Origin of the sequence: Bradyrhizobium sp. S69 (assembly GCF_009766005.1) — a bacterium.
Classification (GTDB): Bacteria; Pseudomonadota; Alphaproteobacteria; order Rhizobiales; family Xanthobacteraceae; genus Bradyrhizobium.
This window is the reverse complement of the sequence record NZ_LMUK01000041.1, coordinates 359837-371987: the sequence shown is the minus strand read 5'-3', so window position 1 is coordinate 371987 and position 12151 is coordinate 359837. Positions and strand designations below refer to the sequence as shown.

Below are 12151 nucleotides of genomic sequence, written 5' to 3'. Positions count from 1 at the left end.
CCGGTCAGGCCGCCCGGCCCCAGCCATACATCCGCAACCACATCCGCCAGTACGCGCGATTGAAATTCACCATGGCGCGTGCGGCGTCGGCCACGATTGGCGTCGCCAACGATGCCGGCTCCGGCTGACGTTGCGGCTCCAGCTCGATGCTGCCGGTGGACTCGCCGTGGCGGAATGTCAGGTGGGCGCCGAACTTGTGCGCCAGCGCCCGCATCGCCTCGTTCTGCGCGCCGGTGGTGATCCGCAGGCTCCGGTACCCCTTGGTGCGCGCTTCCTCGATCAGATACCTGAACAGGGTGCTGCCGACACCGTGACGTCGCACCGCGGTTTCCACGCTGAACGCGATCTCGGGCTGTGAATCCGGAGATTGCTCGGGCGGATGCAGTTCGGCAGCGCCGCGCACCGCGCCATCCTGGAGATAGGCAATGATGACCGTGCCGTCATTCGCGCACTTTTTGGCGTAGCGCTCGATGAAGCCGTCGTCGATGAAACCATGGAAGCGATCGCGGCGACTGGCACCGTCGAGCCGCAAAAGATGGTCGCGCAGCAGCGCTAATTCTTCCCGGCGCAGCGTCCGAACGCTGCTTTTAGCCGAACCGGCAATCGTGTCGTGGCGCATATCTCAAACTCCTCTCAGATAGCCCTCGAGGAGGCGTCGAATCCCTAGACCTCAGATATTGTGCATCGCAGCAAGAAATTCAAGATGACCCCCTGCCTCAAATAAAGGCAGCAATTCGAATATCTTAACGCCCATTAGGGACTGCCTATCGCCGAGATTTCAATGAATCGCCCCTGGCCCATTCGGGCGGCTGGCAAGCCGTTTGCAGATACTGGATTTGAGCGGGGCTTTGGCCCAGTATTCAGGCGCCTTCCGGGAGGTCCGTCGTGTCTGTCGTGCTCGACACCAGTGCTTCGGTTCCAGACCGACGGCTTGCCGTCTGGCAGGACATCGTTTGCGACGTTTTTGTCGGACTCGATTGTCGCTCGGACATGCAGGAGACGTTCTGGGGCGCCGTTTCGCAGTCCGTGGTCGGGCCCGCGAGCTTTACCAAGGTCGATTCCTGCGCCCAGCGGGTGTTCCGCACGCCGTCGCGGATCGCGCGCGCCAGCGAGGATTTCGTGCTGTTGGCGCTTGGAAACAGCGGCATCAACGGCGTGTATCAGGACGGCCGCGAGGCCGTCGTTGCCGCGGGCCAGTTCGTCATCTACGACACCACCCGCCCTTACGAGTTGCGCTTCGACGACAGCTTTGCGCAGACCATCCTGCAGATGCCGAGAAAATTGCTGCAACAACGCGTCGGCGCCTTCGACATACTGACCGCAACGACTTTTTCCAGCGATCGTCCCCTCGAAGGCCTGACCTATGAGTTCCTGGTCAGGTTGAGCAATACGATCGACCGCGTCGATCCCGCCACCGCAACCCGCCTGTTGGATCAAGGGCTGGACCTCATCGCGATGGCCTTTGCCGAGCGAATGCATGCGCGCGCGCCGGAACAATCGTTTCACCGATCCGCACTGCTCTATCGTCTCAAGAACTACATCCTGACTCACCTGCGCGATCCCGAATTGTCGCTGCCCCGCGCCGCGGCGGCGATCGGAATCTCGCCGCGCTACACCAGCGACCTGATGGCCTCCGAGCAGATCTCGTTCCGCAGCTACGTGCAGGCGCAACGCCTGGAGCGTTGCAAGCGCGATTTGTCGGATCCCGCCCACATCGCCCGGCACATCGGCGACATCGCATTCGCATGGGGCTTCAACGACCTCGCCCATTTCAGCCGTATCTTCCGCCAGAAGTTCGGTGCCTCGCCGCGCGAGTGGCGCGAGCACACGATCCGGTAGCGCCTTCGCGCCGTCTGAGCCTGCCGCACGCGGCCCATCCGCCAGTTAAGACAAGTTTTCGTGCCGCCACCGACAAGCGCTGTGGCCCGCGACGGATGTAGGTTTTGCCGTCACGATTGGCTGTCTCCCGACGCGAAAGGACGATGTCGATGGGTCTGGTTCATCAAAAATACAGGGTTGCGGCTGTTCAGGCGGCGCCGGTTTTTCTCGATCTCGATGCGACCGTGGACAAGACGATCGCGCTGATCGAACAGGCTGCCTCAGAAGGCGCCAAGCTGATCGCATTTCCCGAGACCTTCATCCCCGGATATCCTTGGCATATCTGGCTCGGCGCGCCGGCCTGGGCGATCGGCCGCGGCTTCGTGCAGCGCTATTTCGATAACTCATTGGCCTATGACAGCCCGCAAGCAGAAAAAATCCGCAACGCCGTCAAGCGCGCCAAGCTCACCGCGGTGATCGGCGTGTCCGAGCGCGACGGTGGCAGCGTCTATATCGCGCAATGGCTGATCGGTCCCGACGGCGAGACCATCGCCAAGCGCCGCAAGCTGCGGCCGACCCATGCCGAACGCACCGTGTTCGGCGAAGGCGACGGCAGCGACCTCGCCGTCCATGATCGCGCCGACATCGGACGGCTCGGTGCGTTGTGCTGCTGGGAGCACCTGCAACCGCTGTCGAAATATGCAATGTACGCCCAGAACGAGCAGGTTCACGTCGGCGCCTGGCCGAGCTTCTCGCTGTACGACCCATTCGCCCATGCGCTTGGCTATGAAGTCAACAATGCCGCGAGCAAGATCTACGCGGTCGAGGGCTCCTGCTTCGTCCTCGGTCCCTGTGCCGTGGTCTCCCAGGCGATGATCGACGAGCTGTGCGACTCGCCAGAGAAACACGCGTTCCTGCACGCCGGCGGCGGCCATGCCGTGATTTATGGACCGGACGGCAGTTCGCTGGCCGAGAAACTTCCGCCCGACCAGGAAGGCATTCTGTATGCCGATATCGATCTCGGCATGATCGGCGTGGCGAAGAACGCCGCCGATCCCGCCGGACACTATTCGAGGCCCGACGTCACGCGGCTGTTGCTCAACAACTCCCGCGTCAATCGCGTCGAGCATTTCAGCCTGCCGGTCGATGCCGAGGTCATGAACGAAATCAGGCTTCAGGCCTGACCGTTCGCTAGCAACAGGAGCCCGCCATGGAATCCGCAATTCCACAGCATCTCGTCACCGCCCGGACGCGGCACCGCCGCGTCCCCGATGACTATGCGCCGCCCTACCCTTCCTTCGTCGCGCGCCACAAACCGAGCGTGCAACGCGTGGTGATGGCCTATTTCGGCATCCAGACCCAGGGCGCGCCTCTACCGGCTGCCGAGCAGGCCATCGCAGGGATCACTTCGGCTTTCGCTGCGGGTGACGGTCCGGCGCATTGGGATCAAGCGCGCTATATCGACGAGGCCGGTTTTACCAATGTCGTCACGGTGGCCTATTGGAACGATCGGAAAAAATTCGATGACTGGTTTCCGGCGGCGCGCGACAGCTGGACCGGCGCGCAGCGAGCCCAGGGCGGGTTTGGTGACGGCTTTGGTACGTTCATCGAGGTGCTCTATCCGTCCGTCGAGGGCTACGAAACCCTGTTCTCTTCGTTGGGCCGTCCCGAAGGCGTCGCGGTCCTCGCCGACGACATGAGCGGCGAAGTTCAGGAACACGCCTATTGGGGTGGCATGCGCGATCGTATTCCAAAGTCGCAGACCAACGAGATGGCGCCGGCAGGTGCTGCCCGCGCGGTCCGCGATGGCGCGCGTATCCAGGTCATCCCGCACGACAATGTCTGCCTGATCAGGTCAGGCCAGGATTGGGGCGACACCGAAACCGCGGAGCGCAAGATGTACCTCGAGGACGTCGAGCCGGTGTTGCGGGAAGGCATGGACTTCCTGCGCGACAGCGGCCGCTCAATCGGCTGTTACGCCAACCGCTACATGACGGTGGTATCCGCCGACGGCGGGCAAGCCGAAAAATCCTACGGCATGAGCTGGTGGAAAAGCCTGGCGGCGCTGGAACGATGGGCGGAATCGCATCCGACCCATGTCAGGATATTCGGCGCCGCGATGAAATATCTGTCGACCTTGGGGCCGGCCGCGAAGCTGCGGCTCTATCACGAGGTGACGGTGGCGCGGGCCGACGAACAGTTTTTTGAATATCTGAACTGGACTGCACCCCGTAAGTGAGACACGGTAATTTCTGTGACAGGTTATCCAGAGGATGACCTATGGCAGATAAAGTGAAGTCCAAAGCCTTTCCGACAGCCTTCAAGTTAGCGGCAATCAAGCGGCTTGAGGCGGGAGAAGCGGTATTGCCTTTGGCCCGGAAGCTGGGCGTTTCGCGCAAAGTTCTGCATGACTGGCGCAAGGCTTGGAAGCTGCACGGGCCGGCAGGATTGAACCGCAAGCGCGGGCCCAAACCTGGCCCCCGCAAGTTACGCCCGTTGGCCGAACCAGCGGCAAAGAGCGGTAGCGGCGAACTGGCTCAGGCGCGCGCGAAGATTGCCGAACTTGAACGCAAGATCGGACAACAGGCGCTCGATATCGATTTTTTTCACAAAGCCTTGCGCGCCTTAGAGGCCGCGGATCGGCAAGGCTCAATCGCGCCCGCCTCACGGAAGTCATCGAAGCCATGATCGCATCTGGCATCGGCAAGGTTGACGTTCAACATCTCTGCAAGCTCGCGGGCGTTTCCCGCGCGAGTTATTATCGCCGCTTCGAAGCTCATGCCCCTCGCGAAGCCGATGCCGAGCTGACAAGCCATATCCAGTTGCTCAGCCTGCGCCACCGGTTCTACGGCTACCGGCGTATCACGGCCGTGCTCAGGCGTTCGGGCTTGGTTGTAAATGCCAAGCGGGTTCAGCGGCTTATGCGAGAGGACAACCTGATCGCCCTGCGCCGCAAGCCTTTCGCACCGCCCACCTCAGACGGTCGTCACGGCTTTCTCATCGTCCCGAACCTGTTGCGTGGCCTGGTGCCTTCCGGGCCCGATCAGATCTGGGTGGCCGACATCACTTACATTCGCCTGCGCGAAGCCTTCGCTTATCTCGCCGTCATTCTCGACGGATTCTCGCGCAAGGTGGTAGGCTGGGCTTTAGCTCCCGATCTGGACGCCTCGCTCGCAGTGGAAGCCCTGGACCACGCTCTCGCCGATCGCAAGCCCAAGCCTGCCAGTCTCATTCATCATTCCGATCGCGGCGTGCAATACGCCTCGACCGAATATCGCCAGCGCCTCGCCGATCACGACATCACCGTCAGCATGAGCAGGCCCGGCAACCCCTACGACAATGCCAAAGCCGAAAGCTTCATGAAGACCCTCAAAACCGAAGAGGTCGATGGCCGCCGCTTCAAGAATATCGAAGCCGCAAAGCGCTCTATCGCCGTCTTCATCGACACCGTCTACAACAACGAGCGTCTCCACTCCGCCCTCGGCTACTGCCCACCACTTGAATTCGAAGCCAACTTCGCGCTAGCCCTAACACCACAATGAAAACACCCTGTCACAGAAATTACCGTGTCTCACTTACGGGGTGCAGTCCAGAACTGTCACCCGCAAACCGGCATGCTGAATGCCGTTGCGACGACAACTTCCGATCAGAGCACCATCTGAGTCTGGGTCACGATCGCGACCAGCTTGCCCTCCTCGGTCTCCAGCCGGGTTTGCCAGACCTGGGTGCGCCGTCCGCGATGCACCGGGGTCGCCGTCGCGGTCACGGTGGTGCCTTCCTTGGCGCCGCCGATGAAGTTGGTCTTGCTCTCGATGGTCGTGGTGCCCTTGGCGTCCTCGGGCAGATTGATCACGGTTGCGGCTGCGCCGACTGAGTCGGCGAATGCCATCACCGCGCCACCGTGAATGGTATGGCGCAAGGTGCAGAGATCGGCCCGCACCAGCATCCGCGCCACCACGCGGTCTTTCTCGGCCTCGACGAAGGTCACCCCCTTCAGCTCGGCAAACGGCATTTTCATCGACTGGATTTTCTCAAGCGGCGTCATGACCGGTCATTCCTCCCGTAGTCCCTGACGCCGAGGATGAACGGCTTGACCGGATCGGGCAATGACGTTTGTGGTAATGACGACCATGCGCCAGTTCCCGCCCCGCCGGATTGTCTGTCTTACCGAAGAGATCGTGGAAACGCTGTACCTGCTCGGCGAGCAGGATCGCATCGTCGGCGTCTCCGGCTATGCGGTGCGGCCGCCGCAGGTCCGGCGCGAGAAGCCGCGGGTGTCGGCGTTCGTCTCGGCCGATATCCCGAAAATCCTGGCGCTCGAACCGGACCTGGTTCTCGCCTTTTCCGATTTGCAGGCCGACATCGCGGCGGATCTGGTCCGCGCCGGCGTCGCGATCCACGTCTTCAACCAGCGTGATATCGCCGGCATCCTGGCGATGATCCGCACGCTCGGCGCGCTGGTTGGTGTGGCGGAGCGGGCCGATCGGCTCGCGGCAGATTACGAGACCCGCCTCACGCGCGTGGCGTCGGCCGCCCGGTCCGCACCCAAACCAAAAGTCTATTTCGAGGAATGGGACGATCCGTTGATCAGCGGCATCGGCTGGGTCTCCGAACTGATCGAGATCGCCGGCGGCGAAGACATCCTGCCGGAGTTGCGGTCACGGAAAGCCGCGAAAGACCGGATCGTCTCGCCCGACATTGTACGCGCCGCAGCACCGGATGTGATCCTGGCCTCGTGGTGCGGCAAGAAAGTCGTGACCGACAAGATCCGGCGGCGGCCGGGCTGGAACGAGATTCCGGCGGTACGTGACGGCCGCATCGTCGAGATCAAGTCGCCGCTGATCCTGCAGCCCGGCCCCGCCGCGCTGACGGATGGCCTCGATGCGATTATCGCGGCGTTGTGGCCATAGCGACGGCGCCGGGACTATTCCACAAGCGAGGCGCGGCCTACGCCTGCTCCACCCCGCACCATTCCGCGATGAACAAGGCGGTGGCTTTGGTCGATTTCCGCAGCGAGTCGAGATCGACATATTCGTTGAAGCCATGCATCGCCGCCCCGCTGGCGCCAAAGCACAGGCTCGGAATGTTGTAGTTCAGCCCATAAAATCTGGTGTCGGTCAGCGCGGTGAATACGAGGTCCTGCGCGGTGCCGCCGTAGACGGCATTGTAGGCGTTGCCGAACGCGGCTTCGGGCGCCGCGGAATCCTTCAGCTCATAGCCTTCGGACAGGAATCCGGACCATTCGACGCTGGGCGGATTGTTGGAGAGGAAGCGATGGTCGCGCGCGGCCGCCGAGACGCAAGCGAGAATCTCGGCCTGGCAGTCGGCGACCGACCAGCCGGGCAGGATCGCGATCCGGCAATCGACGTCGCACCACGCCGGCACGCTGGAGGCCCAGTCGCCGCCCTTGATGATGCCGGGATTGAAATTGATCGGGTGCGTCACCGCCTTGAAATGAGTGTCACTCTTGGCGCGCTCGTTCCATGCGGCCTCGAGCTTTTCCAGCGCATGAACGAGATGGTAGGCCGCCATGATCGCGTTGGAGCCGGCGCCGGCCTCGAACACATGCACGGGAAAGCCGCGCACCTGGAGGCGAAACCAGATCACGCCGACCTGCGAACGCACCATCTTGCCGCCAGTCGGCTCGGGAATGAAGCACGCATCGGCGCGATAGCCCCGTTGCAGCGTCGAGAGCGCGCCGACGCCGGTCGATTCCTCCTCGATCACGGACTGAAAGTGGATCCGCGCGGTGGGCTTAAGGCCCGCGGCCTTGATCGCATCGAGCGCATAGAGCGCGCCGATCGTGCCCGACTTCATGTCGCAGGCGCCGCGGCCATACATCTTGCCGTCCTTCACGACCGGTGAGAACGGCGGCGTCTCCCACATGTCGAGGGGACCGGTCGGCACCACATCGCAATGGCCCTGCAGGATCAGCGATTTCCCGGCATTGGCCGCCGGACGATACGTGCCGACCACCGTCCGCGCTTTCGAAAAATCATGCTCGATCGGGCCGAAGCCGCGCAAATCCTTCAGATCCTCGACGTCGATATGCCAGTCGTCGACCTCATAACCGCGCTCGCGCAGGAGATCGCCGATCATGTCCTGGCACGGCCCCTCCGCGCCGCGGGTCGACGGTATCGCAACAAAGTCCCTGGTGGTCGCAAGCTGCGCGTCGAAGCCGGCATCGACGGCATCCAGGATTCTTTGTTGCGTAGCGGTGGTCATTCGGCAGCTCCAATTTCGTTTTTTTGGTTACGAGAGCCGGCACCCTAGCCCGATCTCAGCCGCCGGGGTATTGCACAAAATAGGCATCGCGCAATGCTTCTTCGAGCAGACGGCCTTCGGAATAACCACGCAGCGAATCCGGCCGTTCGACACCGCCAAGAAGCCGCGGGCAAGGTTCCGACGCGCCGAGCACCGTGCGTACCGGAATGCGTTCGGCATAGACCGGCAACTCATAGTCTTCATCGTCGTCGGCGACGCCTTTCGATCGAATCTTGGCGGACGCCTGTTCGATCTCCATCGCAATCACGGTGGTCGCCTTGATCTCCTGCGCCGTGGTTTGCCGCAGGCCGGCGGTACGGTCAGGAAAGAAGCGGTCGACCATGGCGACCAGCGCGAGCCGCTTCTCGTCGGGATCGGTGACGAGGTACGCGGTGCCGAAGGCCATCACGGCGCGATAGTCCGCCGAATGATTGAAGCCACACCGCGCCAGCACCAGGCCGTCGAGATGCGCGACGGTGAGACAGGCCTTCTGGCCCTCGGATTGGCTCCTCAGCATGCGGCTGGCACTGCTGCCGTGCCAGTACAGCTTCTCTCCCTCGCGCCAGAAGAACGTCGGCGTGCAATAGGGCTGACCGTCAATCACATAGGAAACGTGACACAGCATCGAGGCGTCCAGCAGGCCATGAACCGTCGTGCGGTCGTAGGAACCGCGCTCATGGTGGCGCTTCACGCGATTTCGTGGCGACAACGGGTACGAATCAGCGGTTTCAACGTCGGTCACGGCAACTCCTGTCGGGAAAGGTGAACGTTGATAGGAGTTGTACCGGCGATTTTGGCCTGCGATAGTGCCAATTCAATGCGAAAAATTCCGACCAATTCTCAGCCTGCACCGCGCAAGACCGAGCTGCCGCTCGATCTGTCCGGTCCGCACGTGACGCCAAATGCCTCGTCTCAGCACCGGCTTTATCAGGCGCTCTGCCATGCCATCGTCGGCGGCATCGTAAAACCCGGCGAGCCACTGCCGCCGTCCCGCACGCTCGCCAAACAGACGGGCTTCCGCCGCAACGCCGTCACGTCAGCCTACGAGCGGCTGATCGCGGACGGATTTGCCGATGCCACCGTCGGGTCGGGCACCTTCGTCGCCGCCCGCATCCCGGCGCGCACCGCAGACGCCCGGAAGACGAAGATCGCCATCGAGGCACCGCAGCAAGGCATGTTCGCGCTCGGATGCACGCTGATCGACGACCGGGCCGTGCAACGTTTCAGATCCTTTGCCGGACGACGGCTGCGCGCCTTTGGCCGCGAGCATCTTCACTACGGCGATCCCAGGGGCAGCCTCGAACTTCGCGCCGCGATCGCCGATCATTTGCTCTCGGCGCGAGGGCTGCGCTGCGATCCCGACCAGATCATGCTGTCGTCGGGAACCCAGCACGCCTTGCGGATCGTGCTCAGCGCCATCCTCAAGACCGGTGATCAGATCTGGTGCGAGGATCCGGGCTATCCCGCCGCGCGAAAGGCGATCGAATATTGCGGCCACCGTCCCGTCCCGGTGCCGGTCGACCAATTCGGCATGCGCGTGGCCAGAGGCCGCGCCATGGCGCCGTCCGCGCGCGCGGCCTATGTGACGCCGTCGCATCAATTTCCGCTTGGCGTGCAGATGTCGATGACGCGGCGGCTTGAATTGCTCGATTGGGCAAAGGACGCCGACGCTTTCGTGTTCGAGGACGATTACGACAGCGAATTCAGATATGACGGCGCGCCATTGCTGTCGCTGGCCGGCATCGATCACCTCCAGCGCGTGATCTACATCGGCACGTTTGCCAAGACGTTGTTTCCCGGATTACGCCTCGGCTATTGCGCGCTGCCCGAGCGGCTCATCGGGCCGGTGACGTCAGCCCGCGCCGCGCTCGACCGCTATCCCGGCACGCTGCTGGAAGGCGCCGTGGCGGACATGCTGAATTCCGGAGCCTTTGCCGCTAATCTGCGGAAGGTGCGCGGGCTTTACCGTGAGGCCCGCGACGCACTCGCATTGACGCTGGCGACGGCATCGGACGGAAAGCTGTCGGTGCCGGTGCCATCGCAAGGTCTGCACCTCGTTGCCCGGTTTGACCCATCGATCGAGCCGCTTGTCGCCTCGCAAGCAAAGGCCGCGGCCGGCGTCGAGGGCTGGCTGCTGGCGGAAACCTATCATCGCGCACGTCCACTCCCGGGGTTTGTGCTGGGATTTGCCGGCCACCCCATTCCGCAACTGATCGCGTCGGCTGAAAAACTGGCGAAGGCGTCGCTCGCAGCCCTGCGCGCGAACCGCAAACCGGACGCAAGCGGAACCGGCCGTGTCAAAAGGGTGAAGCGCAAGGCGTTACCATCGCGATCGGCGGTTTGAGGGCGCGCCCTATCAGAATCGCCACCGCATCACTAAGCTCAACGCCTGACCGTCACGAAGGAGATACCGGATGTCCGGCAACCGCAATGTCCTGTATCTCATCATCGGCGCATTGATCGTCGTGGTGGGCGTGCTCGGCTACAATCTTTACCAGAGCAAGAAGCAGCCGGATGGCCTGCAGATCAATGTCGGCCCGAATGGACTGAAGATACAGGGCAAGTGAGGAAGGATATGCCGCCGATGACAAAGACCTCACGCCCCGCGCGTTTTCTGGTTCTGGTGCTTGGCGGTCTGGCGATGTCCGCGTTGGCGTGTCCCGCTACCGCGCAGCAGGTGTCGCGCGAGCAGGATATCCTCAATTTGCGATTGGGTCAGCGCATCCGGGTCGATGATGGGACCTGTCCCGCCGGCCAGGTTAAGGAAGTCTCAGGGGCCAAGATGGCCGCAACGGGAATTGTCCGGACCCACAAATGCATTCCGCGCGTGGCTGGTAAAACGCGTCCCGAGACCACCAGACAAGCGGCTCCCGGTAACTAGCGGCGACGCACACGCGCTTTAAGTCTTGGCTTTAAGTCTTGGGCGCGAACATGCATTGCAGCGTCGGCTTGGCAATCCTGGTGAATGTCGCGCTGATCTCGGATCGCTTCGACGGCGGCACCCAATCGCTCTCGATGTTCGGCACGCCGGTTTCGCTGATGCCGCGGAGCAGAGCCTGGCGCAGGTCGCTGTCATCAATGCTGGCGACCGCATAATCATGCAGGCAACCGCAAACGGATTCGGGATGCGCCCAACGCCCCTGCATCTGGGGTACACACTGCCGCACGAACTCGCCGCGCGGATCCGAAAACTTCATCAGCGAACGCACCTGGCCGTGCGCCGAACCGGCGAGAAGCACAGAGACCAGGGTTGCAACCCCACCGACGCGAATAAACATGCTGATTACCGGCACCTTCTCTCAGGGGTACAAAGCACGCTTTAGCGCGCAGCGACGATCATCGTCTGCGGAGCTGACACCGCGATCGGCGAGCCGTTGTAGGCGAAGGTACCGATGCCGGGCAGGCTGCTGTCGGAAGATCCGGCCAGCGTGGGTCCGGCCAGGACGAAGGCGAAGGCAAGAATGAAGCTGAGGGTCTGCATTTGACTGTCTCCGGGTTTCGCTGCCGGCGCTGCCCGCCGTTTCGTTGCTAGATTGATAACCACACGCGGTTTCCGGATGTCTGCGCCGAAGCGGGAAATGGTTTCGTCGCCGGGCAGAATTGTTTCGTCACCGCGGGCCCGACGAAACAATTGCCGGAAAATCGAGGGATTTCAGCCCGCGTAATCGATGTGGACTTGCGATGTGCGGATCTTGCGATGTGCGGATCTTGCGATGTGGAGGGCTTGTCCCAAGGCGACAACTCCATCGGTCACTGAACGAATCGCAGGACCTCGTTCAGTGGCCGAGATTGGCCGCAACCATGACTGGCGGCGCCGGAGCGGCAATGGGCGATCCGTTGTAGCTGAAGGTCCCAATTCCCGGCAGATCGTGATCGGCCGAACCCGCCAACGAAGGCCCGCCCAATAGCAAGACAACCGCGATAACATAGCTGAGGGGTCGCATCTGGTGTCTCCACTCTCTGGAGATAAGACGCCTGCCGCCCCCCGATGGTTCGAGGCGGGCCTCGAAATTTTAACCTTTCTCTGGTGGAGACATCCCGTCGGCAGACACGGCGACCGTGAACCGAA

At 62.5% G+C, this 12151-nt stretch carries 16 protein-coding genes; 9 read left to right on the top strand and 7 right to left on the bottom strand.

The features are described from left to right. Window positions 1-4: 4 nt before the first annotated feature. On the bottom strand, window positions 5-619 hold the full coding sequence (locus tag GSQ88_RS19210; protein WP_159009288.1) for a GNAT family N-acetyltransferase: 615 nt from the start codon (window positions 617-619) through the stop codon (window positions 5-7). Between the two features lie 266 nt (window positions 620-885). On the opposite strand from GSQ88_RS19210, the gene GSQ88_RS19205 reads away from it, so the two are divergent. The 5 genes from GSQ88_RS19205 (at window position 886) to GSQ88_RS19185 (ending at window position 5360) form a co-directional block, all read left to right on the top strand. After that, window positions 886-1839: an AraC-like ligand-binding domain-containing protein gene (locus tag GSQ88_RS19205; protein ID WP_246784872.1), complete on the top strand. Its 954-nt coding sequence runs from the start codon at window positions 886-888 to the stop codon at window positions 1837-1839. Between the two features lie 149 nt (window positions 1840-1988). After that, complete coding sequence (locus tag GSQ88_RS19200) at window positions 1989-3002, top strand: carbon-nitrogen hydrolase family protein (protein WP_159009504.1); 1014 nt, start codon at window positions 1989-1991, stop codon at window positions 3000-3002. A 26-nt stretch (window positions 3003-3028) separates the two neighbouring features. Continuing rightward, window positions 3029-4057 (top strand): phenylacetaldoxime dehydratase family protein, encoded by a 1029-nt coding sequence (locus GSQ88_RS19195; RefSeq protein ID WP_159009287.1) that lies wholly within the window; start codon window positions 3029-3031, stop codon window positions 4055-4057. A 41-nt stretch (window positions 4058-4098) separates the two neighbouring features. Continuing rightward, entirely contained in the window at window positions 4099-4506 is a 408-nt protein-coding gene (locus tag GSQ88_RS19190; RefSeq protein WP_159009286.1) for a transposase, read from the top strand. Next, window positions 4503-5360, top strand: a complete 858-nt coding sequence (locus GSQ88_RS19185) for an IS3 family transposase (protein ID WP_159009285.1) — start codon at window positions 4503-4505, stop codon at window positions 5358-5360. Before GSQ88_RS19190 ends, GSQ88_RS19185 begins: the two co-directional genes overlap by 4 nt. Before the next feature lie 104 nt (window positions 5361-5464). On the opposite strand, the gene GSQ88_RS19180 is transcribed toward GSQ88_RS19185, so the two are convergent. After that, a complete protein-coding gene (locus tag GSQ88_RS19180) occupies window positions 5465-5863 on the bottom strand; it encodes a PaaI family thioesterase (RefSeq protein WP_159009284.1) in 399 nt (132 codons plus the stop codon). A gap of 85 nt (window positions 5864-5948) precedes the next feature. On the opposite strand from GSQ88_RS19180, the gene GSQ88_RS19175 reads away from it, so the two are divergent. Further along, window positions 5949-6728, top strand: coding sequence for a cobalamin-binding protein (locus GSQ88_RS19175; RefSeq protein ID WP_159009503.1), 780 nt, complete (start codon window positions 5949-5951; stop codon window positions 6726-6728). A 37-nt stretch (window positions 6729-6765) separates the two neighbouring features. Here GSQ88_RS19175 and GSQ88_RS19170 read toward each other — a convergent pair whose 3' ends face one another. Further along, the gene (locus GSQ88_RS19170) at window positions 6766-8043 is read right to left on the bottom strand and encodes an ArgE/DapE family deacylase (RefSeq protein ID WP_159009283.1); all 1278 of its coding nucleotides are present in this window, start codon (window positions 8041-8043) and stop codon (window positions 6766-6768) included. Between the two features lie 55 nt (window positions 8044-8098). Further along, entirely contained in the window at window positions 8099-8824 is a 726-nt protein-coding gene (locus GSQ88_RS19165) for a pyridoxamine 5'-phosphate oxidase family protein (protein WP_159009282.1), read from the bottom strand. A gap of 75 nt (window positions 8825-8899) precedes the next feature. Here GSQ88_RS19165 and pdxR point away from each other — a divergent pair, with 75 nt between their 5' ends. The 3 genes from pdxR (at window position 8900) to GSQ88_RS19155 (ending at window position 10963) form a co-directional block, all read left to right on the top strand. Then, window positions 8900-10426 (top strand): MocR-like pyridoxine biosynthesis transcription factor PdxR, encoded by a 1527-nt coding sequence (gene pdxR / locus GSQ88_RS19160; protein WP_159009281.1) that lies wholly within the window; start codon window positions 8900-8902, stop codon window positions 10424-10426. Window positions 10427-10496: 70 nt separating this feature from the next. Next, window positions 10497-10649 carry a hypothetical protein gene (locus tag GSQ88_RS35030; RefSeq protein ID WP_174248057.1) on the top strand — a complete coding sequence of 51 codons (153 nt, stop codon included), beginning with the start codon at window positions 10497-10499 and terminating at the stop codon, window positions 10647-10649. Between the two features lie 17 nt (window positions 10650-10666). Continuing rightward, the gene (locus GSQ88_RS19155; RefSeq protein WP_159009280.1) at window positions 10667-10963 is read left to right on the top strand and encodes a DUF6719 family protein; all 297 of its coding nucleotides are present in this window, start codon (window positions 10667-10669) and stop codon (window positions 10961-10963) included. Window positions 10964-10994: 31 nt separating this feature from the next. Here the strand turns inward: GSQ88_RS19155 and GSQ88_RS19150 are convergent, their stop codons facing one another. The 3 genes from GSQ88_RS19150 to GSQ88_RS35020 form a co-directional block, all read right to left on the bottom strand. After that, window positions 10995-11360 (bottom strand): hypothetical protein, encoded by a 366-nt coding sequence (locus GSQ88_RS19150; protein ID WP_159009279.1) that lies wholly within the window; start codon window positions 11358-11360, stop codon window positions 10995-10997. A 41-nt stretch (window positions 11361-11401) separates the two neighbouring features. Beyond that, window positions 11402-11563 (bottom strand): hypothetical protein, encoded by a 162-nt coding sequence (locus GSQ88_RS35025; RefSeq protein WP_174248056.1) that lies wholly within the window; start codon window positions 11561-11563, stop codon window positions 11402-11404. A gap of 295 nt (window positions 11564-11858) precedes the next feature. Continuing rightward, on the bottom strand, window positions 11859-12026 hold the full coding sequence (locus tag GSQ88_RS35020) for a hypothetical protein (protein WP_174248055.1): 168 nt from the start codon (window positions 12024-12026) through the stop codon (window positions 11859-11861). Window positions 12027-12151 lie beyond the last annotated feature (125 nt).